The 22,977-nt window shown below is 42.8% G+C and carries 17 protein-coding genes and 1 rRNA gene; 5 read left to right on the top strand and 13 right to left on the bottom strand.

Annotation, left to right across the window (positions count from 1 at the left end):
* Positions 1–103: 103 nt before the first annotated feature.
* The 6 genes from K5609_RS18415 to tviB form a co-directional block, all read right to left on the bottom strand.
* Positions 104–970, bottom strand: coding sequence for a glycosyltransferase family 2 protein (locus K5609_RS18415; protein ID WP_221074910.1), 867 nt, complete (start codon positions 968–970; stop codon positions 104–106).
* 4 nt (positions 971–974) lie between these two features.
* Positions 975–1,868 carry a polysaccharide pyruvyl transferase family protein gene (locus tag K5609_RS18420; RefSeq protein ID WP_221074911.1) on the bottom strand — a complete coding sequence of 298 codons (894 nt, stop codon included), beginning with the start codon at positions 1,866–1,868 and terminating at the stop codon, positions 975–977.
* Positions 1,869–1,895: 27 nt separating this feature from the next.
* Positions 1,896–3,290, bottom strand: coding sequence for an O-antigen ligase family protein (locus K5609_RS18425; RefSeq protein WP_246611895.1), 1,395 nt, complete (start codon positions 3,288–3,290; stop codon positions 1,896–1,898).
* Positions 3,248–4,303 carry a GNAT family N-acetyltransferase gene (locus K5609_RS18430; protein WP_221074912.1) on the bottom strand — a complete coding sequence of 352 codons (1,056 nt, stop codon included), beginning with the start codon at positions 4,301–4,303 and terminating at the stop codon, positions 3,248–3,250. Before K5609_RS18430 ends, K5609_RS18425 begins: the two co-directional genes overlap by 43 nt.
* 127 nt (positions 4,304–4,430) lie before the next feature.
* A complete protein-coding gene (locus K5609_RS18435) occupies positions 4,431–5,456 on the bottom strand; it encodes an SDR family oxidoreductase (RefSeq protein WP_221074913.1) in 1,026 nt (341 codons plus the stop codon).
* A 14-nt stretch (positions 5,457–5,470) separates the two neighbouring features.
* Positions 5,471–6,739, bottom strand: coding sequence for a Vi polysaccharide biosynthesis UDP-N-acetylglucosamine C-6 dehydrogenase TviB (gene tviB / locus K5609_RS18440; protein ID WP_246611896.1), 1,269 nt, complete (start codon positions 6,737–6,739; stop codon positions 5,471–5,473).
* A gap of 176 nt (positions 6,740–6,915) precedes the next feature.
* On the opposite strand from tviB, the gene prsT reads away from it, so the two are divergent.
* Positions 6,916–9,675 carry an XrtA/PEP-CTERM system TPR-repeat protein PrsT gene (gene prsT, locus K5609_RS18445; RefSeq protein ID WP_221074915.1) on the top strand — a complete coding sequence of 920 codons (2,760 nt, stop codon included), beginning with the start codon at positions 6,916–6,918 and terminating at the stop codon, positions 9,673–9,675.
* A gap of 21 nt (positions 9,676–9,696) precedes the next feature.
* Here prsT and K5609_RS18450 read toward each other — a convergent pair whose 3' ends face one another.
* The 4 genes from K5609_RS18450 to K5609_RS18465 all read right to left on the bottom strand — a co-directional run bounded on the left by K5609_RS18450 (position 9,697) and on the right by K5609_RS18465 (position 14,061).
* Complete coding sequence (locus K5609_RS18450; RefSeq protein ID WP_221074916.1) at positions 9,697–10,653, bottom strand: PEP-CTERM/exosortase system-associated acyltransferase; 957 nt, start codon at positions 10,651–10,653, stop codon at positions 9,697–9,699.
* A gap of 156 nt (positions 10,654–10,809) precedes the next feature.
* Positions 10,810–11,724, bottom strand: coding sequence for a THxN family PEP-CTERM protein (locus tag K5609_RS18455; protein ID WP_221074917.1), 915 nt, complete (start codon positions 11,722–11,724; stop codon positions 10,810–10,812).
* A gap of 399 nt (positions 11,725–12,123) precedes the next feature.
* On the bottom strand, positions 12,124–13,038 hold the full coding sequence (locus tag K5609_RS18460; protein ID WP_221074918.1) for a THxN family PEP-CTERM protein: 915 nt from the start codon (positions 13,036–13,038) through the stop codon (positions 12,124–12,126).
* A 156-nt stretch (positions 13,039–13,194) separates the two neighbouring features.
* Entirely contained in the window at positions 13,195–14,061 is an 867-nt protein-coding gene (locus tag K5609_RS18465) for a ThiF family adenylyltransferase (RefSeq protein WP_221074919.1), read from the bottom strand.
* Between the two features lie 124 nt (positions 14,062–14,185).
* On the opposite strand from K5609_RS18465, the gene K5609_RS18470 reads away from it, so the two are divergent.
* Positions 14,186–14,938 (top strand): S1 family peptidase, encoded by a 753-nt coding sequence (locus tag K5609_RS18470; RefSeq protein WP_221074920.1) that lies wholly within the window; start codon positions 14,186–14,188, stop codon positions 14,936–14,938.
* Between the two features lie 76 nt (positions 14,939–15,014).
* Here the strand turns inward: K5609_RS18470 and K5609_RS18475 are convergent, their stop codons facing one another.
* Together K5609_RS18475 and K5609_RS18480 are read right to left on the bottom strand one after the other, a co-directional pair.
* Complete coding sequence (locus K5609_RS18475; RefSeq protein WP_221074921.1) at positions 15,015–15,629, bottom strand: single-stranded DNA-binding protein; 615 nt, start codon at positions 15,627–15,629, stop codon at positions 15,015–15,017.
* Positions 15,630–15,681: 52 nt separating this feature from the next.
* A complete protein-coding gene (locus tag K5609_RS18480; protein ID WP_221077310.1) occupies positions 15,682–17,046 on the bottom strand; it encodes an MFS transporter in 1,365 nt (454 codons plus the stop codon).
* 171 nt (positions 17,047–17,217) lie between these two features.
* Here K5609_RS18480 and uvrA point away from each other — a divergent pair, with 171 nt between their 5' ends.
* The 3 genes from uvrA to K5609_RS18495 all read left to right on the top strand — a co-directional run bounded on the left by uvrA (position 17,218) and on the right by K5609_RS18495 (position 22,566).
* Positions 17,218–20,052 (top strand): excinuclease ABC subunit UvrA, encoded by a 2,835-nt coding sequence (gene uvrA, locus K5609_RS18485; protein ID WP_221074922.1) that lies wholly within the window; start codon positions 17,218–17,220, stop codon positions 20,050–20,052.
* Between the two features lie 80 nt (positions 20,053–20,132).
* The gene (locus K5609_RS18490) at positions 20,133–21,986 is read left to right on the top strand and encodes a PglL family O-oligosaccharyltransferase (RefSeq protein ID WP_221074923.1); all 1,854 of its coding nucleotides are present in this window, start codon (positions 20,133–20,135) and stop codon (positions 21,984–21,986) included.
* A gap of 343 nt (positions 21,987–22,329) precedes the next feature.
* Positions 22,330–22,566, top strand: a complete 237-nt coding sequence (locus K5609_RS18495; RefSeq protein ID WP_221074924.1) for a hypothetical protein — start codon at positions 22,330–22,332, stop codon at positions 22,564–22,566.
* Positions 22,567–22,836: 270 nt separating this feature from the next.
* Here the strand turns inward: K5609_RS18495 and rrf are convergent.
* Positions 22,837–22,952 (bottom strand): 5S ribosomal RNA (rrf, locus tag K5609_RS18500).
* Positions 22,953–22,977: the final 25 nt, after the last annotated feature.

Raw genomic sequence — 22,977 nt, forward strand, 5'->3', positions numbered from 1 at the left:
CCACCAGAGGTGACATGCTCTAAAAAACAACTTTTATTAAAACTCCATTCAACAAAAATCACTTAGTTTAACTAGTATCATTGATTTAATAATCAATTTATTATTATAAAGATTTAATCAAGGCTTTAAGTAATATAAAACAAGTACTCAATCTAAACTTAAGCGCTAATGAGCGAACACATACACCTATGGCTTCCTTAGGCTTAGATCGCCAAATCAGGTCTTTTCCCCAGTCTGCAAGAACTTTGGCTTTTACCTGTCTTGCCAAACGCTCCCACTCTACTTTGTGGTCGGATTGACGAGAAATAAAACGGTCTACTACGACTAAATTATCTTGATAGGAATTTGGTAAGTCACCTAAACTTCCTTCCACATCTCCTCTCAATACTAGGCACTTATCAATCTCGCCAATAACCCCACACTCAGCAATACGCAAACACAAATCGACATCTTCAGCGGTAGTCAGCTCGGCATCAAAAAAGCCGACCTTTTGTAAAGTGGGCCTCCTAACGATCAAGGACGAAGTTGCACAATATGGGGACAAGAAAAACTCTTGTAAGTTTTTACTCGTGAAAGTCACTGGCTCGCTACCTAAAGATACATCCACTACTTGGGTCGAAAACTCCGAGTAACAAGCAAGCCAATCGGTGTGATTTCTTAATGCGTTGACTTGTATTTCTAGCTTCTTGGGGTGCCATTCATCATCAGCATCAAGAAAGGCAATAAACTCGCCAGTGGCACATTCTATACCTGCATTTCTAGCTTTAGAAGCCCCACCGTTCACCTGAGGAATAAGCGTGATTGAGTCACTGTATGCCGCTAAGCAGTCGGAGGTATTATCTGTAGAACCATCATCTACTACAATAATCTGAAAATTTGTATAGCTTTGACCAAGAACTGAATCTATTGCCTTAGTGACAAGAGATGCAGAATTGTAGGTAGGTATTATTACACTTACCGAAACCGTCATATACTTATCCCTTATTCATTAAGGCCTCGACACTCTGGTTGAGACGAGTAATAAGACCATTTTGAATAACATCACAACTGAGCAAACCTTCTGTATTTTTAGCAATCGCGCTTAACTTTTCGCATACCTCAGAGCGAACTGCTGGATTTGAGTTACGCGCTTTAGGTTTATACCAATGCTCTCCAAGCCCCACACTCTGTAGCCGCCTTTTTAACTCATCTTTTAGCATTAGGGTAGGGCTTTTATATTTACTATAAAAATAATGTGGTAGTAGTGCCGGCTGATACTGCATGTCAACCGTTGATAACCAATCCTGCCACTTAACCTGATTAACATGCTCACCTAAAATGACCGCCTTCCAAGGAAGGCGCAGGGCGTCGGCCACAATGGCGCCATGCATCGCTTCCGTTAGTATTAAACGGCATTGAGCCATCTCCGCAAATACTTTATCAACAGGCCACTCTGGCGAAATGAACCTAAAACTGCAGGCTTGAGCTATATTTTCCCAATCTGCAGTGCGACAACTTGCATAGTGAGGCATAAACCCAATATCACCGTTTTCTTTATGAACCGGTTCCATCACATTGCGCAGCAATAAGGCTGAGTCCGTCACAATGGTACTGGGATCAAGATTTAAAGCTTTAGCACTATAAGGGCCCCGCACGGCGTGTACCTTCCACTTATCGGTAACCGCTGGTAGTTGACCATAGCCAACACCAGAACCAACAATGTGTAAGGTTTTGTCACTAGGTAAACGATGATTTAATAAAGTCCCGATACCAACCAACAGTTCAGAAGACTCTTCGTCAATAAAACCAGGTATTAGCTGAGGCCATAACCATGGGTTAAGGTCATCGCCAAAATTACCTACTTCATCTTGGTAATAATATAATTTCATTTGTACAGCCTAATACTTATTAATATGTTACAACCCAACCTTTAGAGCCATATAAACAACTAATATTATGACCCAAGCAAAACCAATAGCCCTCCAAACATTAGTAGCAGAGACCAGCTCGAGCACTAACGGATTTAACTTAGTTATTCGAGTAAATGAGGCAATTTGCATCCCCATGAAAATAAATAGCAATAAAGTGAACTGCCGACTAAGAAAAAAAGCTGTAATAAGAAACCCTACCATTGAAAAGAACAAAGTATTGCTGATTATGAGTTCTTCTTTAAGTAGGTCTTCATTACCCTCAGCATTGGAACTCTTAAGTTTTAAATATTCAGTTTTTTTCAACAATGCATAGCCAATGTACATAGTAAGCATCAAGGTCCCACCCCATAGAGAATACCCAATAACTCCCAATTCACCGGCTACATGAATATATGAGTTATGGGCAACCTTACCGTGAACATCTCTAAAGTTCCCCATTCCTACACCTAACACAGGGTTATGAAGTAGCATAAGTACACCATCATACCAAGCATCCAGTCGCCCCCTAGCAGAGGCTTCTTGTGAAGATAGTCCTCCAAAGGAGGCAAGCAACGTAGCAACTACTGGAGCAAGAAAAGAAGCAATTATCACCAATTTCGTGCCTGCTTTTTTCAAAAAGAAATACACAGAAATCAACCCTAATGCGCCAAGCAAGGTCCCACGGGAGCCAGTCATGTAAATACCATATAACAAAGCAATGAAAATACTTAAAGCAACTACTTTTTTAACAAAACCTCCTTTCTGATAGAGCAGGCCAACGAATGGAATATTCATCACCAAGAACATACCCAAATCATTTGGATCATTAAAAAAGCCTAAATAACTAATTCGCATTTCTTCCTTGCCAACAGTTATGCTACCTCCTATACCTGTACCATAGACACCATTAAAGTTGCTTTGCTGTATGTGTCCATTCATAACCATCCCCAAAGCTGCAACAATAGACACTGCCATCAACAGTCGCTGTCGACCACTAGAAGTAATCAGTACACTGTATAAAAACATGGGCAGAATCGAAGCAACAAATAGATGCTGTGCTTGATATATCCCACCAGTCCCCCAACCATTAGCAAATGCCGAAACCATAATCAAAGGAGTTAGCCCAAGTAACAAATAATGTTGTGGATATAACTTAAATGGCCTCAATGTAAATAAAGTAAAGATAAAGGAGAAAATGGCAAATATCTTAATTACTATATATTGAGAAGTTTCAACAGAGAACTCATGCGGCCTGATAAAAACCGCAACTGTGTATAGGAAAAGAAAGAAAAAACCCAAAGGAGCATTCTTTTCTTTAATTGGAAATTTTTGCCCTCTACTAAGAGAACCCTTCGTTTCTAAAGGATTTTGTCGACGAGCTTGAATAGTCTTATCCTCCAAGGGGAATTAATCAGCGACAGATTAACCAAGTTGGTTTCATCACATGAAAACTTTGCTTTATAGCTTTGTGCAGTAGCACCCATCATAAAGTCATAAAGCACGGCTTTGCTGTTCAAAATACTCCATACATGAAGCGCAAATCCCGGCGAGTATTGAGAGCAGTGTTTGTCATCCCAACCTGATTGATAAAAATGCAGTTGCTGCCCCTCTAACAAATAGAAATTTAAAGCTAAAGGCTGCTGGTCAATAAATACACCGCTCATAGCTACTGAATTTGGATGCTGCTGGCGGAACTGCTGATGAAACTGCATAAAGCTTTGCTCAGCAAAGGCTCCTAGTTTGCCCTTGCTCTGCCACCTAGCTTGATGAAACTCCACCATATGCGGCCAATACTGCTCAATTTCAGATTGTGTTAACCACTTAAATTCGGCCCCTTTTGCCACTAAAGCTTTTTCAGCTCTGCGCCACTGTGAGCGAGCATTGCGACTAAGCTGCTTTATCGACCACTGGTCTGGCTTTAAAGAATAACGGCAAGCTTGAACTGACTGAGCATGAGGCAAGCGCATAACGAGCCTATGTAAAATACTCTGCTCGATTACAGCGCGGGCAGCAAACACATCAAACTTAAGTTTAGTTAGCCACAGGGCCAAGGTCTTGGACGCTTCATCCAGATAATCATTAATCACCAATACATCCGGATATTCAGAGGCTACCTCTGCTTGTTCTGGCTCACCTTGGCCGAGCAAAAACAGCTGTTTTATCCCCAAGAACTTTGCGCTGCGCCGGGTATAAAAAGGGGCTAAAACCACTAGTTTTTCATTAGCAAATCCAGCCATGCAATAAAGCTCACAATGTTCATCCCAAAACTGCTTACTCCAGAGAGCTAGCCAATTAGGGCAGTTAAACAACTCTGCTTGGCATGCTTTTCCCAGCACTCGCCATTGCTCTTCTAAAGCAAAAAGTTGGTCTAGTGAACGAATTTCTCGCCAATCTAAAGCTTCAACACTGCTCATTTGGATACGCTAAACAATCCCAGTAAACGACTCAAAATAAGGAAAACCAGCAGATAAACTACTGCTGGTTTCCAAAGCTTAACCTTTTCTTCCTTAAAAAGATCTTCAGCGCTGTCAATCTGCTGCTTTAGTTCGCTTTAGATTGCTCAATGTACCAAGGCATGGCGATAGCTAAGCCCTGACCAATAGTGAACTCTGGCGCATAACCCAACAATTGCTCAGCCTTACTAATGTCAGCGCGTGAGTGGCGTACATCACCAGCCCGAAAATCGCGATACTCTGGCTTGGCAGAGCGTACAACCCCGTACTTAGATAGGTTTTCACACAGTAAGTCATAGAGCTGAGTTAAGCTGGTTTGGTCATTCAGGGCTACATTGAATACTTCGCTGCTTTCTAAACCGGCAGTTGCAGCTAAAATATTCATTTGCACGACATTGTCAATAAAGCAAAAATCTCTGCTGGTTTCGCCATCGCCGTTAATAAATACCGGCTCTTCATCAATCAGTGCTGCGGTCCACTTAGGAATAACCGCCGCATATGCGCCATTAGGATCTTGGCGTGGGCCAAATACATTAAAGTAGCGTAAGCCGATAGATGGGAAGTTATAAGTACGTTGAAATACCGAACTGTATAGCTCGTTAACATACTTGGTCACAGCATAAGGCGATAACGGATTGCCAATTTTATCTTCTACTTTAGGTAAATCTGGGTGATCGCCATAGGTTGAACTAGACGCAGCATAAACAAAGGCAGATACCTGTTGCTCTTTAGCAGCCTGCAACATATTCAAGTAACCAGAAATGTTTACTTCATTGGTGGTAATAGGGTCATTTATCGAGCGAGGCACCGAGCCAAGGGCAGCTTGGTGCAACACAAAATCAGCACCAGATAAAAACTCCTGACAAGTTGCTTGGTCTCGAATGTCGCCTTCTACAAAGCGAAATTGCTGCCATTGCTGCTCACTTACCAAACCTTTTACTTCGTCTAAATTATGCTGGTGTCCGGTGGCAAAGTTATCGAGGCCAACTACTTTCTGGTTTAACTTCAGTAAGGCCTCTAATAAGTTAGAGCCAATAAAACCAGCAACACCGGTAATTGCCCAAACTTTAGGTTCGGCTTTAAGTTGCTCACAAACTTGTTGAAAACGCTGCACGATATCAGTCCCCATTACAAACGAAGATCGCTAGCGCCAACCGGCAATAGATATTTAAGGTCGTAAAGTACGTGGTCTGTTTTACCAAAGGCACGTATTTGTTCTACTGACATATCTTTAAACTGCTGGTGAGCAACGGCTAAAATGATTGCGTCGTAATTACCGGCCTGTGGGCTTTCTACTAAATCAATACCGTACTCTTCATGACATTCTTCTTTGTCTGCCCAGGGGTCGTAAGTGTCTACTTGAACACCGTAATCAGCAAACTCATGAACAATATCGATAACTTTGGTATTTCGGATATCAGGGCAGTTTTCTTTAAAGGTTAAACCTAAAATCAAAATCTTACTTTCAACAACCGAGATATTGCGTTTCACCATTGACTTTATACACTGTGAAACAACATAACGACCCATGTTGTCGTTAATTCTTCGGCCTGCAAGAATTACTTCTGGGCGGTAACCAATAGACTCAGCTTTATGAGTTAAGTAATAAGGGTCTACACCAATACAGTGACCACCTACTAAGCCTGGACGGAATGGCAAAAAGTTCCACTTAGTACCAGCAGCTTCTAATACGGCTTCAGTATCAATATCTAGGCGATTAAAGATAAGCGCTAATTCATTGATAAGCGCGATATTTACATCACGCTGAGTGTTCTCAATCACCTTAGCCGCTTCGGCCACTTTAATGCTGCTAGCTTTGTGAGTACCCACCACCACAATTTCAGCATAAAGATCATCAACGATAGTGGCGATTTCAGGGGTTGAGCCAGAAGTGATTTTTTTAATCGTAGAAACGCGGTGAGTCTTGTCACCTGGATTGATACGTTCAGGGCTGTAACCAACGTAAAAATCACTATTAAAGGTAAGCCCTGAGTTCTTTTCTAAAACAGGAACACATTGCTCTTCAGTAGCACCTGGATACACTGTTGATTCGTAAATAACGATGTCATTAGGTTTAAGTACTTTGGCAACTGTTTCGCTAGCGCGTACCAAAGGTGTTAGATCAGGCTGTTTATGCTCAGTAATTGGAGTAGGAACAGTCACAATGAACACGTTACATTTTGCTAAGTCTTCAATGTTACAGCTGTAAGACATATTGCCAGCAACATCTTGTAGCTCTTGCTTGCTAACCTCTTGGGTAAGGTCTTCACCTTGTTGAAGCTCGGTCACTCGTCCTTGATTAATATCAAAACCAACCACACTGCGTTTTTTTGCAAACTCTACAGCCAACGGCAGTCCAACATAACCTAAACCAATTACGGCAATACTCACGTCCATGTATACATCCATTTAAATTTGAAAACAGTTTTCTAATGCTAATTAAACCGCATATTGGAACAGAAAGTAAGGGTCAAAATCCACATAAAAACAAAACACACTACAAAGTAAGACATAGCGGTAATTAAGCTGTATTATTTTAATGTGATTTATCAATCCAACAAACAGGGAATAATATGAGTAATCATAGGTTTGGAATGAAGAAAATTCTGGCAGTTAGTGCCTTAACCATCGCATTAACTGCCTGCGGTGGGGACACCGCAGAACAGCATTTATCTAAGGCTACCGAGTACTTAGCAAAAAATGATCAGAACGCTGCAATCATCGAACTAAAAAATGCCATAAAAAAAGATGCTTCACTAGCACAGGCGCGCTTAAATCTAGGTGAAATTTACCTAGAACGTGGTAACTACCCGGCAGCAGAAAAAGAGCTACTAAGAGCCTTAGATTTAAACGCCGAAAAACAGCAACTCATTCCCCTATTAACTAGAACCTATTTAAATCAAAATGAGCCGGAAAAAATAGGCGATTTGATAACTCAAAATAGACCCTTTGAGGCAGAGTTAGAAACTGAATTACTCGCAATTCACGCCCTATCGCTATTTAGAAATGGTCAGTTTGATCCGGCTAAAACCACCTTAAATCAGGCCCAAGAACTTGGCTTTGAAGGTACCTACTCGCGCATGATGAAGGCCAGTATCTCTGCAGCGGATCAACAGTTTGGAGCAGCAAACGAAACATTAGAACAGTTAAGCCAAGAAGTACCAGACAATACTGACGTATGGTTGTTGAAAGGTCACCTTGCGTCTATGTCTAATGACTCTGACGTCGCGGTTGAGTCATACAGCAAAGCGGTAGAGCTGGCCCCTGATGCAGCCCAGTTCACCTTGTATTTGGCACAGGCCCTAGTGAAAAACAAGCAATTTAGCGAAGCTGAAAAATATTTAGACAATATTTTGAAAATTGCACCAAACCACATGCTGAGCAATCAGCTTAAAGCTTATGTACGTTTTCAAGATGAAGATTTTGAAAAGGCATTTTCGTTCTCAACTAAAGCTTTGCAAAGTGGTTCTCATAACACTGCTACCCAAATTGTTGCCGGTATTTCTGCCTACAAACTACAAAAGTACGAACAAGCTTTAACTCAACTAGAGCGAGTGATTACTAAAGATCCACAAAATGCCCTGGCACAACGTTTATACGTAACCACTCAATTTAGGATTGGCCAATTAGACAACGCCTTCAATCAGCTTAACCAAGCATCGGTTGCTGAGGGCCAAGACAGCGACTTCTTAAGCACAGTGAGCATGCAGCTCAACCGTTTAGGCCGCACCGAAGAAGCAGTACAAATTGCCGAAAAAGCCGCAAGTTCAGGAGGCTTATCAGAAAAGGCCAAACTTGGTTTACTTAAGCTTAAACAAAATGATTTAGATGGAATTGGCATACTCGAAGAGGTGCTAGCCGAAGACCCGAATCACGCTCAAGCATTTTTAGGTTTACAAACCCATTACTTCCGCCAAGGAAAAGCTGAAGAAGTGCTAAAGTCTCTGAATAGTTGGATTGATGCTCACCCAGAGGATCAAAGTGTGAAACTATTTAAAGGTGCCATTCTAGAACAGCAAGAGCGCTACGACGAAGCACTCGCGGCTTATCAATCAATATTAAAAGACCAACCTGATGACCTAGCAGCAAAACTATTTAGCTCATCGGTTTACGTGCAAAAAGGCGAAGTAGAAAAGGCCTATGAGATAACCTACGAGGTTAAAACTCAGCAGCCCGAAAACCTGCGTGTTTTTGAGTTTCTAATGAGCCACGCATCGCAGATAGATAAAACCCAAGAAGTAAAAACTCTTTTAGATAAACAAGCTGTTGAAGCGCCAGAGTCTTCGTTATTGAAAGAACAGTTAGGCCGATACTATCTATTTACCCGAGAATTTCCTAAAGCCATTGAATCTTTTGAGCAAATTGATGCTTTAACCCGCGAAGACAGAGTTTGGCAATTGATTGGCGATTTGTACCTAGAAACAGGAAACCAAGAGAAGGCTATTTTGAGTTACCAAGCTTGGCTAGAAAACTCTCCTCTCTCGCTACCGGCGTATGTTAAGAACATCAACATCTTAGAGTCTTCAGGTAAGCTAAAAGAAGCGGTAGCGCTAAGTAATAGGGCTGTAAAACTTTATAAAAATAACCAACGCCTATTGTTTGTTCATTCGGTATTGCAACTCAAGGCAGGCGACACAACCGCTAGCCAAGATGCGCTAAACAGCCTCGATGCCAATCAAATGAATACACCTGCAGTTTTACAGCAGCAAGGTTACATTTATTTAGTTCAAGAAAACTGGCCTGCAGCAACGGATACTTTCAATAAACTATATGAAGCTTATCCAAGTACCCAAACAGCCAACCTGTTAATCAAATCATACAAAGAAGCAGATAAAATCGAGCAAGCCGTTGCTTTCATTAGACAAGCTATCGATGTTCATGGCGAAGCGGCAAAACCTCTTCAACTGCAACTTGCAGAGCTGCAAATGAAAGCCAACCCCCAACAAGCTATTGAAGAGTACCAAGCAATCATTCAAGACCAGCCAGATAACTTTGTTGCCTGGAACAACCTCGCCTGGGTTTACCACGACTTAAATGAGTTTGAAGTAGCCTTAACCTATGCGAATAAAGCCCATGAGTTAAAACCGGATATACCTCAGGTAAAAGACACTTACGGCTATATGTTACTTAAATCTGGGAAAATAGTAGAAGCAACTAAAGCGCTTGAGGATAGTTACAAACAAGATGCAAGCAATGAGGTAGGTTTACACTTAGTAGAAGCACTCATTGCAAACAAACAAAGCAAGGAAGCTAAACAGCTACTCAGTGAAATAAAAAACCTTGAACCAGAGTTAGCCAATAAAAAAGCTGAACTAGAAGCTCAGCTAAATTAATCTATATAGCCTAATAAAACCTTATAGGGGCAAGTATAAGCCCTTAGATTCACACCACTTATGGCTCTCTCGTAACGATATGTTCGGAGAGTCATTTTTGTAGAAGTCCGGTGAGTACATCTTTTTAATGTATTCATCGTTATCATCATTATTTCTCGCTGCCAAGCACCCCTTCTCCACTTCCTTGTCAATGTTATTCATTAAGGTTTGAAAGCCGACAGGTAAGGTACGAGTAAGCATTCCGGCACTAATATAGTAGGGAGCCCGTAAGCCATGGTAATCAATGGCCGGACCAAGTTGCTCAAACTTAATACCAAGAAAGCTCATACTTCTAGCTAAGCGAGGTTCCATCATCACAAATGCATGATGAGTTCCAGCTCTTACCGCTAAAGACGCAATAGACAAATACAAACCAATTGCTAAAAACGGAAAGCAACGAAGTTCTTCTTCAGAGTATGTTTGTTCATTGATCGCACCAGAGGCAGCGCCATCAAAGTTATCGGCTTTACGACGCCGGAACTGTGGACGAACCGCTAAACGCGATATTTCACATATTTCAGTTCGTTCAAATTGTGAAGGATGATATTTAGCACCTTCAATGGCATTTGAACAAAATTTCTCGATGGGCAATAGCTCATCTTTAGTAGAGGGAGAGACTATTCGCACACAGCCTGCGTAATTGGTACTAGGTTTGTGCTCAATTAAACAAAAGCGTGAGTATTCATCAAACTCATCTTGCTCCATGCCATTTTCACGGACTGGCTCAAAATTGAGTTCTTCACAATATACGTCATGACGAATTCTAAACGCTTCTTCAACGGTATCGGTTTTATATGCCACCACCGGTCGAAGATACTCTGCAAAATGTTGAGCAATTAGCTTAGCTTCTCGCTTAACCAAAAGCGAAATGCCCCCTCTTACAACTGCCCCGATGTATGGAACACTTGCTAAGGTTTTCACGGTTTTGTTTCGGATCATAAAGCGCTCTCAAAGCTTCAAACTTTCCAAATATTACATTTAGATTTTAGAAACAATTTAGAATTATAAAAGGTAGGCTGCAGAAAAAACAAAGCGCAGAACTAGGCTGCGCTTTGGATGTAAAATGCTAAAACTTAGCGACTTTGCAATTAAGCATTAAGCACGACGGCGAACAGCTGCCAAACCTAATAGACCTAACCCAAAGATAGCTAATGTTCCTGGCTCTGATACTTGTGCAGCAGAGATAGCAAAACCAGCTTTCAATTCGTTAGTTTTATCTTCTTCTGTAAGGAAACCAATACAAGTTGCGTTTGGTCCACAATCAATATCACCTAATACTTCTAAGCCTTGTAGACGAGTAGTTAAGGTGTATACATAGTCATCGTAACCAGGAATTGGCAGTACGAAGCTGTTTTGTAGGTAAATATCATTGCCTACTTCAGTGTAGGAAACGTCTGGACCTAACACGATAGTGAACAGATCAGCACACCCTTCTTCATTAATACCTTGGGCACCTACTTCTTCAGCCGGTGCATATTTACAAATATTGTCAGCTGGAGTGTTAAATGTTTCTTCAAAAATAACTCCGAACTGAAGCACTGGTGCTGGAGCTAATGGGAACACAACTGGTGCTGTAGGCGCAAGGAACAAACCATCAAACAAGGTAGCAGCAACTAGAGTATCGCCGGTTACACCCCAGTTTTCGTGCACAAGGCCAGTACCTTCTGAAAAGGCCAATGCGCCAACACCATCTACAACACTAGTTGTAACAGAGCCTGCTTTAGCATCTTCAATATTTAAAGCACTTTTCTTTTCATCGGGATTTTCAGCTTTGTATGGGTTGCCCCAAGCAAGAGACTTAGGAAGCTCGCCACCGAATAAAGGATCGAAATCATCTAAAGTTTCACCCGAAGCATCAATGCCCGTTGGGTCAATCGAGTTAGGGTCTGAAGTCCACTGATCAAAACCAGCATCGTTTAAGTAATCCCAATCAGTGATAAGATCAGCGTTAGCAGAGATACTTGCAAAACCTAAGCTAGCCGCCAAGCATGTAAGTTTTAGTTTATTCATGTCACCCATCCATTTGGTCAGTACGATTCGAAACACAGTTTAAACATAGCAAGCTAGGTGCCAACTTTAAAAAGTATTAAAAAGCAACAGCTTAAAAAACAATCAACTCATGTGTGTAAATAGAATGTAAAAATATCCGACACCAAAAACGACAAAATCAACCAAACTAAATGATCCTTAGTATTTACTCTCTAACGGCTATTCTGTAAATAACTAGGTCCCTTAAAATGAGCCTATCCATATACACACTAGCCAATAGTAATAAATATCGCTGGAGCTAAGACATTATTAGTAGAAAGGTTTATTCAAGAGTTGATCTTTAAGAAAAGTTTTTAGAAAGAGGGGGGGGGAATAATTACTGCTGCTTGCATGCAGCAGTAATTAAGGTAGCTAAGTAGATTACGAACGGCGACGAACCGAAGCCAAACCTAACAAGCCTAGGCCGAAGATGGCCAACGTAGCCGGCTCTGTTACTTCAGCAGCAGAAATAGCAAAGGCAGCTTTTAATTCGTTCTTCTGGTTTTCTTCTGTTAAGAAACCAATACATGTAGCGTTTGGACCACAGTCTAGGTTATCTAATAGAGTCAAACCCTGCAAACGTGTAGTTAAGGTATACACATAATCATCGAAACCCGGAATAGGTAATATGAAACTATTTTGAAGATAGATATCATCGCCTACTTCAGTATAAGTAACATCGGGGCCTAACACGATAGTGAACAAGTCAGAACAACCTTCTTGGTTAATGCCTGGATCACCAACTAATTGAGTAGGTTCGTACTTACAAACATTGTTAGCTGGAGTGTTAAATGTTTCTTCAAAAATAACACCGAACTGAAGTACAGGCGCTGGAGCTAATGGAAATGCAACAGGCGCTGTAGGCGCGAGGAATAAACCATCAAACAAAGTAGCAGCAACTAGTGTATCACCGGTTACACCCCAGTTTTCGTGAGTAAGGCCAGTACCTTCAGCAAAGGCCAATGCGCCAACACCATCTACAACACTAGTAGTAACCGTGCCTGATTTTGAATCTTCAATGGTCAGAGCACTTTTCTTACGATCTGGATTTACAGCAGCATACGGGCTACCCCAAGCAAGAGACTTAGGAAGCTCACCACCAAAAAGTGGGTCAAAATCATCAAGGGTTTCACCAGTTGCATCAATCCCCGTTGGGTCAATCGAGCCAGCATCAGAAGTCCACTGATCAAAACCAGCTTCGTTTAAGTAATCCCATTCAGTGATTAGTACAGCGTTAGCAGAAATACTTGCAAACCCTAGGCTTGCGGCCAAGCAAGTAAGTTTCAATTTGTTCATGTCACCCATCCAATTTGGTAATAGCGTTTAGATATAAAGAATCACTACAAAGCAAAATTAGGGCCAAGATAAAAAAACATACAAAAACAACAACTTACCGATCAACCTTAAGAGTAGCAGTTATGAGATGTAAAACTTACTGACATAAAAATGCGCTTAAGAGTCTTCTTTCAAGACGATTTTTTTAGCAATTTTAAACACCATACGCTGCAAAGGGTTGCGATTGCCCATTGGCCGCCAAGTTTTCTTAAAACGATTTCGGTATGCGTCGAAGTGCAATCCATAAGGCGCAGTAATTAGCGGTCCACGATTAAGTAGAATCTTGAGTACATAGGTTCCAGCTATTCCGCCACACATCTTCACCGCCATAGGCATCGACGGCCCCTTTTTAGCATGAAAGTCAGCTCGACTCGGATCAACTAAGTAGGGGCGCTGCAACATAGCAGGCGATAAACCAATTAAAAACTTTATATATTGCTCATTCTCACTAGTGGCATCTTCAAATCGAAAATACTCTTCGTAACTCATGCTACTCGGCATAAAACACAAAAATGCACAGCCCATCCCCAAAGGTGCAGCGGTTACTAAAGGGATCTTTTTTTCTAAACATTTTTGAAATACCAGCTTTCGCGCAGACAAGGCAAAAAAGTCTAAGCTATCCACGTAAACATCTACGCCTTCAAGAAATTCATCAACATTGTGCTCAAAAATGCCTTCGGGGAAAGACTTCACTTCAGCTTCTGGGTTTATGTCTAAGCAAATGTTTTCCATCACCTTAACTTTATCTTGGCCAACCGTAGACATAAACGCACCAGCTTGACGATTAAAGTTATGTACCTCATATTCATCAAAATCAGAGATGTGAAACTTGCCAACTCCCAAGCGAGCTAAAGTAACAATGTGCTCACTACCAACTCCGCCAGCGCCCGCCATGGCAACTCGCTTGCCACGTAATATCAGCTGCTCAGCTTCCGTTACCCAACCGATATTTCTAGAAAAAGCATCTTCGTAATTAAAACTCATAAATAATTGGCCTTATAAGATTAACGACATCCTGTCGCGTGCATATAACCACGAACAACATAGCAACTTGCTCTAATGCATAGTAAAAATTAAGATTAAAGAGTCATTCAAGGAAGAATATAGTATGAAACTCGCCCTCATCGTAATCCTCGTCTCTTTTTCTTCACTGTTTAGTGTAGAAGCTTCAGGCGCTCTTGCTGATACTATAGAAAAAATCAAACCTTCTGTCGTAGGAATTGGCACTTACAATAAACTTAGCTCCCCCAGAGCTAACCTGCGGGGTACTGGATTTGTAGTGGGTTCCCACCTCATTGCCACCAATGCGCATGTCATCCCTAAAAGCTTAAATCAGCAACAAAATGAAAAACTAGTAGTATTTGTTGGCCAAGGTCGTTCGCCAGAATTACGCATAGCAAGCCTCGTCGCCATTATAGAAGAGCACGATTTAGCTATATTAAGAGTTGATGGCAAGCCCCTAAGACCTTTAACACTTTCAAGCCAAAAAGTACGCGAAGGAGAACTGTATGCCTTCACTGGCTTCCCCATCGGTGCGGTATTAGGTTTATATCCGGTCACCCATCGCGGCATTATTTCGAGCATTACTCCAGTGGCAATACCTGCTAGATCTGCCAGCGAGTTAAACCTTGCTCAATTAAAGCGCCTCAAATCGCCTTATAACATTTATCAATTGGATGCCACAGCCTACCCTGGTAATAGTGGCAGCCCTTTATACCATCCAGAAACCGGCGAAGTTATCGCAATCATCAACAAAGTATTTGTGAAAACAACCAAAGAAGCAGTACTGGCTGACCCCAGCGCCATAAGTTACGCAATCCCCGTCATTCACTTAAAGCAGCTGCTAAAAAGCGTCAAGTAGCCTTACTAAATATTCAGGTACAAAAAAGCCCTTAAAATAAGGGCTTAAATTTTGTCTCATCAGCTTAGAGCGGCTGCTAGAACGGGATGTCGTCGTCGAAATCCATTGGTGGCTCGTTAAACTGCTGCGTTGCCTGCTGAGGCGCTTGTTGCGGCGCTGGTGCTGGTTTAGCTTGCTGCTGATAACCACCTTGCTGAGGAGCTGGCTGTTGCGGAGCTTGTTGCTGGAAACCACCTTGCTGAGCAGGTGCCGCTTGAGGAGCTGCCTGCTGCTGACCGCCCCAATTGCCTTGTTGCTGAGGTGCGCCACCGCCCATGTTTTGGCCCTGACCACCGCCTTGACGGCCACCTAACATTTGCATTACACCATTAAAGCCTTGTACAACCACTTCAGTAGAGTAGCGGTCTTGACCACCTTGGTCTTGCCATTTACGGGTTTGTAGTTGACCTTCAATATAAACTTGTGAGCCTTTCTTTAAGTATTCACCAGCCACTTCAGCTAACTTGCCAAACAACACAACACGGTGCCATTCGGTACGCTCTTTCTGTTCACCACTTTGCTTGTCTCTCCAGCTTTCTGAAGTTGCAATGGTAATATTGGCGACGGCCCCTCCGTTTGGCATAAAACGAACTTCAGGATCTTGTCCTAAGTTACCAACCAAAATTACTTTATTAATGCCCCGAGTGGCCATGTATATCGCTCCTATATTCTATCTGTTGTGGCGAGGAAGACCCGCTATCATACTAGGCTGAACGCACCAAATCCAATGCTCTAGCCAATTCAAATTCTTTTGTTTTAACTTTAAGGTAAGCAGTATTGTCACTTGCTATAACAACTGCTTCTACAACCCCAGGTAAAACCTGCAGTTTTTCTAAAATGCTGGCAGGTTGATCGGATGATGATATCGTTAATGAATAACTTTTTATGCCACTTTGCGCACGCAATCCTAAACTGACAACAATCCAAATAATCAGCAATGCAATAGCAAACAAGCTTACTAAACTAGCGCCGCCCAACGTATATAAGGCTCCAGCACTAGAGCCTCCGATAAACGCCCCTAAAAACTGACTGGTAGAAAACACCCCTAACGCCGCACCTTTGTTACCCGGTGGGCATAAATTGGAGATTAGTGCCGGCAAACTGGCTTCTAAGTAATTAAAGCCAACAAAAAATATGGCCAATATAGTAACTAAAGCCCAAACAGAGGTGCCATTTATCAGCAATAAGGCATTAGCAATCAATAACAAACTAATAGCAAAAATAAAGTAGCCGCGCTGCTGGTTACGTTTGGCCGCAATAATCAGCATTGGCACCATCAATACAAAGGAGATAAGCACTGCAGGCAAATACACCTGCCAATGATTTGCTGCACTTAAATCCGCCTCAAGCAAGCGAAATGGCATTACGACAAACAATGCGGTGAGCACTAGGTGCAGGGTGAAAACTCCCCAATCTAAACGCAGCAACTGGGGGTGTTTAAGCAAAGTAAGCATCTTATTCGAGTTAGTGCTCACTTCACCACTAGGCGCTTTAAAATCGGAGTTTGGCACAGCAAACTGAACAACCAGCATAGCCAACACTGCCAACCCCGCTATTAACCAAAATAATCCAGATAAACCTAAATAAGCTGAAAGAAGCGGCCCTAAAACCAGCGATGCGGCGAATGACAAGCCAATGCTCACGCCAATAAATGCCATTACTTTTGCTCGCTGAGTTTCCCGACTTAGATCAGCCGCCAAAGCCATCACCGTGCTGGCTATTGCTCCCATTCCCTGCAGAGCTCTACCTAGGGCAATGCCATAAATGGAATCTGCCATTGCCGCAACCACAGAACCAAGTGCAAAAATGCTCAAGCCTAAAAATATAATCGGCTTGCGACCAACCCTATCGGATAACCACCCCATGGGGATTTGAAACATCGCCTGAGTTAAGCCATAAGCGCCTATCGCAAAGCCAACCCACAAAGGCGAAAAGCCCACAAGCTCTTGGCCATAAACGGCTAATACTGGCATTAACATAAACAAACCGGCCATGCGCAAGGCAAATAACAAAGCCAATGAATAGGCTGCGCGCTTCTCTGTAGGGTTTAATCGTTCGTCTAGGTCCATAACCATCAAAAATACGTCATTAAAGAACCGGCAATGCTATCACAAGCAGTAAGCCGCAAACCAGCGCAAGATGGTCAGCAAGTAATAAGTTACAGCTCGGCTTTTCAACGACGCATTTCAATAAATTATGTGTAATACTGGGCGATTTAGTGCAGCAGTGAACAGCTAACAATGGACAGTATTGATATTCGGGGTGCCCGCACCCACAACCTTAAAAACATTTCACTGACCCTGCCTCGCGATAAGCTAATTGTTATCACCGGCTTATCGGGCTCAGGGAAATCGTCGCTCGCATTCGATACTCTTTACGCAGAAGGTCAGCGACGCTATGTTGAGTCTCTTTCTGCCTATGCGCGCCAGTTTCTATCATTAATGGAAAAGCCCGATGTAGACCACATCGAAGGCCTATCGCCAGCCATTTCTATTGAGCAAAAATCAACCTCGCACAATCCACGCTCTACCGTGGGAACCATCACTGAGATTTACGACTATTTGCGTTTGCTCTATGCCCGTGTTGGTGAGCCCCGCTGCCCGCATCACAACGAACCACTGGCTGCGCAAACCATTAGCCAAATGGTGGACAAAGTATTTGAAGAGCCAGAAAACAGCAAACTAATGCTATTGGCTCCAATAGTGCGAGATCGCAAAGGTGAGCATGTAAAAACTCTGGAGAACCTAGCGGCGCAAGGCTTTATTCGTGCTCGTATTGATGGGGAAGTGTGTGACTTAAGCGATCCTCCAGAATTAGAGCTGCACAAAAAACACAATATTGAAGTAGTGATTGACCGCTTTAAAGTTCGCGCCAGTGACGACTTAGCCCAACGCTTAGCGGAGTCATTTGAAACAGCCTTAGAACTAGCCGAAGGCACTGCCATTTTAGTTGATATGGACAGCGGCGACACTCGCCAATTATTCTCAGCTAACTTTGCCTGCCCGGTATGTGGCTACAGCATGACCGAGCTAGAGCCAAGAATTTTCTCCTTCAACAACCCTGCAGGTGCTTGCCAAACCTGTGATGGTTTAGGTGTGGATCAATTCTTCGACGATAAGAAGGTGATTGTAAACCCTGAGCTTAGTTTATCAGGCGGTGCCATCCGCGGTTGGGACAAACGCAACTTCTACTATTACCAAATGCTCAAGTCATTAGCGGCGCATTTCGAGTTTAACTTAGATATGGCCTTTCAAGACCTTAGCGACAAACACCAAAAAGTAATTTTGCATGGCTCGGGCCGCTCCAGCATTGAATTTAAGTACATGAACGATCGCGGTGACGTTACAGTACGCAAACACCCTTTTGAAGGGATTATCCCCAATATGCGCCGCCGATATAAAGAAACCGAATCAAACGCGGTTCGCGAAGAGTTGGCAAAATTCATTAGCAACCAAGAATGTCCAGGCTGTGGCGGCAGCCGGTTGCGCGAAGAAGCTAGAAACGTATTTATAGGCACCACAAATCTGCCAGAAGTAAGTTGTAAGTCCATTGGCGAAGCCATGGAGTTCTTCGACTCTCTAAGCCTTAAAGGACAGCGTGCTCAAATCGCCGACAAAATTCTTAAAGAAATTTGTGAGCGTTTAAACTTTTTGATCAATGTTGGTTTAGATTACCTTTCCTTAGACCGCAGTGCCGACACATTGTCTGGCGGCGAAGCGCAGCGAATAAGACTCGCCAGCCAAATTGGCGCAGGTCTAGTCGGTGTTATGTATGTGCTCGACGAACCGTCTATCGGCTTACACCAACGCGATAACGAACGCTTACTCGCGACCCTAAATCACCTGCGAGATTTAGGCAACACAGTTATTGTGGTTGAACATGATGAAGATGCTATTCGGGCAGCCGACTACATTGTAGATATAGGCCCTGGGGCAGGTGTACATGGTGGTGAAATCGTTGCTCAAGGTACTTACCAACAAGTAATTGATACACCAGACTCCCTCACCGGACAATACCTATCAGGCAAGAAAGCCATTGAAGTACCCAATGAGCGCCACCCAACGGGCAAGGATTGGTTAAAAGTACTTGGAGCTAGCGGTAACAATCTAAAAAATGTCGACTTAGCAATTCCTCTGGGCTTATTGACTTGTATTACTGGTGTATCGGGTAGCGGAAAATCTACTCTCATTAATGACACACTCTACAAAATTGCTCAAAAAGCGCTTAATGGTGCAGCTGGCGAAGATATCGCTGCTCACAAAGCGGTAGAAGGTCTCGAACACCTAGATAAAGTGGTAGATATCGACCAAAGCCCAATTGGCCGCACTCCACGCTCTAACCCTGCTACATACACTGGGATCTTCACCCCTATTCGCGAATTATTTGCCGCTACTCAAGAGGCTCGTTCGCGTGGATATAAGCCAGGGCGCTTCAGCTTTAACGTGAAAGGTGGCCGCTGTGAAGCCTGCCAGGGTGATGGCGTTATCAAGGTTGAAATGCACTTTTTGCCGGATGTGTATGTGCCTTGTGATGTTTGTAAAAGCAAACGTTACAACCGAGAAACCCTAGAGATAAAATACAAAGGCAAGAGTATTCATCAGATTTTGGAAATGACGGTAGAGGAAGCTCGCCCCTTCTTCGATGCAGTACCAGCCATTGCCAGAAAATTGCAAACCTTGATTGATGTTGGCCTCACCTACATCAAACTCGGTCAGTCGGCTACTACCTTATCGGGCGGCGAAGCTCAACGAGTTAAGCTCGCTCGCGAACTTAGCAAGCGCGATACTGGCCAAACCCTTTATATTCTTGATGAACCAACCACAGGCCTTCACTTTCACGATATTGAGTTGCTGTTAGAAGTTATTCATCGCTTACGTGACCATGGTAATACTATTGTTGTAATTGAACACAACCTAGATGTCGTTAAAACCGCAGATTGGATTGTCGATCTGGGGCCAGAAGGGGGCAAAGGTGGCGGAGAAATTCTCGTTGCTGGCACGCCGGAACACATTGTCAAAGAACAGCGATCTCATACCGCTAGATTCTTAAAACCCATGCTAGAAAATAAAAAATAGACCCAAAGCCAGATTATCAAGGATGTAAGATGTTATCGAAGTTTAGCCTAGAGCGTACTTTTGTTTATGTATTTGGTGCGATGATGTTACTAGGCATGCACTACTTTCAACACAACCAAGGTGGAACAGGCCTAGCCCTCCCCTTTAATTTGGTTGTGTGGTGTTTTGCTAGCATTCTTATCGGCCTTGGCCTTATTAAAGTAAGTCAATCGCAAACTTTGCGCTATAACAAAACACTTATTGGTTTAGCTATTTGTGCGATTGGTTTATGGATCCCGCTGTTTTATCCAAATGCTGAATTCGGTACTTTTGCTTTAGATCGTTTAATCGGGTTGGCAGCAGGTTTACTACTTATCTTTTCAATACTTCAGCTTGAAATAAGCCAAAAGCAATGGCACCAAATGATGTACCTGATTGTTGCAGCAGTCTTAATTGAGAGCCTTTATGCATTAACCCAAATTTACCTATTAACAGAGGGTAATTGGGTCGGCTTTAATGTTAATTCAACCAGAGCTGCCGGCATTTTTCAGCAACCTAATGTATTAGGAACCTTTGTGCTGTTTGGTCCAGCCATATCCGCTTGGTTGTTGTCACAACAAGCTATAAACGAAAAATGGCAGCTCTTACTTATACTTGTAACTAGCTTTGCAGCAACATGGGTATGTTTCTTAACAGGATCTAGAACAACGTTAGTAGCGTTGTTTCTAATACTCCCGCTAATGGCTCCTTACCTATTTAAAACTGCAAATTTATCGTACCTTAGATGGTGGCTAGTTAGTATTTTGTTGGGAGTTTTAGCACCTATGCTTCCCGAACTATTCAATTCCAACGAAGCAAGAGATGCCTTAGGTGGCGCAACCACAGCTTATAGAGTAACAATGCTTGAGGTTAGTTGGCAGCTGTTCAAACAGCAACCGTTGTTAGGCTGGGGTTATGGTGCTTATGATGGTGTTTACCATGGGGCGCAAGCTTTACTTAATCAACAAGGCTTAATCGATGGTTATCATTTTAATGTAACTCACCCCCATAACGAACTAGCTTATTGGGCAGTTGAAGGTGGACTTCTGCCAGTCACAGCTTTGTTCGCGATGGCTTTCCTAATAATAAAGAGCATGCTCAAACAAGGCTGGGCTAAGGGATTGTTTTATTTTGCAATATTGTTTCCTAGCTTACTTCACTGCATGACTGAACTGCCTTTTTATCACTCTGCGGTCTTATGGATTCTATTCTGCACATTGATCAGTCAGATTCTAAAAAATGAAGAAATTGTAGTCAAAACGTTCCCGGCTAAATTTGCCCCAAAGATATTTGGAGCTCTAATTCCATGCTTCACTATCGTGTTCATGGCAACTGGTTTACAGGCCATCTACAAAATCACTCAATTTGAACGAACCGGCAGTGCAAATGCAACTTTGCTCGAAGAAGTGTTCAATCCACTGCCCATGCAAACTCGCTATGAATTCAACGCTATGTCATTTAGGTTAAACGCTGCTTTGTCTTTAGATCTCAAAGAAGAACTTAAAGGCTACCTAGCATGGTCAGAACAGCTGATAAAGAGGCAAGCCAGAACTGAACACTTTTATAATCGCTCTGTTGCTTTACGAGCCCTAGGCTTAAACGAACAAGCTAAGGCTAATGACAAACTGGCTAACGATATATATCCAAACTTTGAACGTGTATCCTATAAGCTTGTTTCAGCGACTACTGGCGGTGAGGAAACGCTACGGCAGTACTTGCTATGGAATAAAACTGAGATTGACAAAAAGCCTTTACCACAACTGTATATTCACCAGATTAACGCTTTGGTGAAGCTTGGTGATATTAAACCAGCTGTAGATATGCTTATAGAAGCACAACACAGACTCCCTGAACAAATTAGTTTAAATAATGTTCCGAGTTTAAAGCCCTACGTTAGGATTCAAACGCCTAGTTAAGTAAAAGCATAGGTGGTGAGCAAAACTAGTTTTTGCTCACCACTAGCAGATTAGTTCAAGCAAAATCATCTTTAGTTTACCGGTTGTTAGCTCGAAAGCTTTTTTAGTAAGAGTTACTCCAACTCTTCATACCCTCAGAATAATCATTAGCTCCACAGTCGTCGAAGAATCGGAAACTCACTCCCAGAGTTGTTTGACTGATACGAAAGTACCTTTCTGAACTAGGGTCTTAATAAGCCATACCACTATCATGTAAATTAGAACCTAAAGCCTCCTAGCAACTACAGGATTTTGATATTTCGGGTATTGCCCAAACAACACATTTAATAGTCGCCGAGAAGCCTTGTATCGGCAAAAAGACCTAGACGCCAAAGGCATTGTGGCCAAAGACCGTGACGGCCAACAACGCTTCTTTCATCTGAGTGGATTGGCTGTAGGTGTTACCCGCTGGACTGCAGCCTCGCAACTGAGTATCGATGAGTTAAGCGAGCGGGCGAGCCTTGCCAAGAAACACGCTAAGCGTAATCATTGGTCGACCTTGTATGTGCAAGAGGACGATGTCTGTGATGTGCTCGGTTAGCACTCTTGAGAAAGTGATTGAGGATTGAGTGTGAGCATATCTAGAAGGCTTTTGTGGGACTAAATCGCAAGCAATAAAAAAGCCCTCGTCGTATGACGAGGCTTAGTATAGGAGCCTGGTGGTGGTCAGGTGCGCAGCATAGCTGCTTCCGCTTCGGCCTGAAAGCGCTTCGCCCTTTCCGAGCGACCTCCGCCCTACTTTTGAAAGCAGGCCACGCTAAACACAAACAAAAAGGGCTTCCCAACCGGGAAGCCCTTTTCGATAATGAGAGCCTGGCAGTGACCTACTTTCACATGGGGAAACCCCACACTATCATCGGCGCAGTTGCGTTTCACTTCTGAGTTCGGCATGGGATCAGGTGGGTCCACAACGCTATTGCCACCAGGCAAAAACTGTTGTCTTTAACATTCG

The organism is Agarivorans aestuarii, assembly GCF_019670125.1.
GTDB classification, from domain to species: domain Bacteria; phylum Pseudomonadota; class Gammaproteobacteria; order Enterobacterales; family Celerinatantimonadaceae; genus Agarivorans; species Agarivorans aestuarii.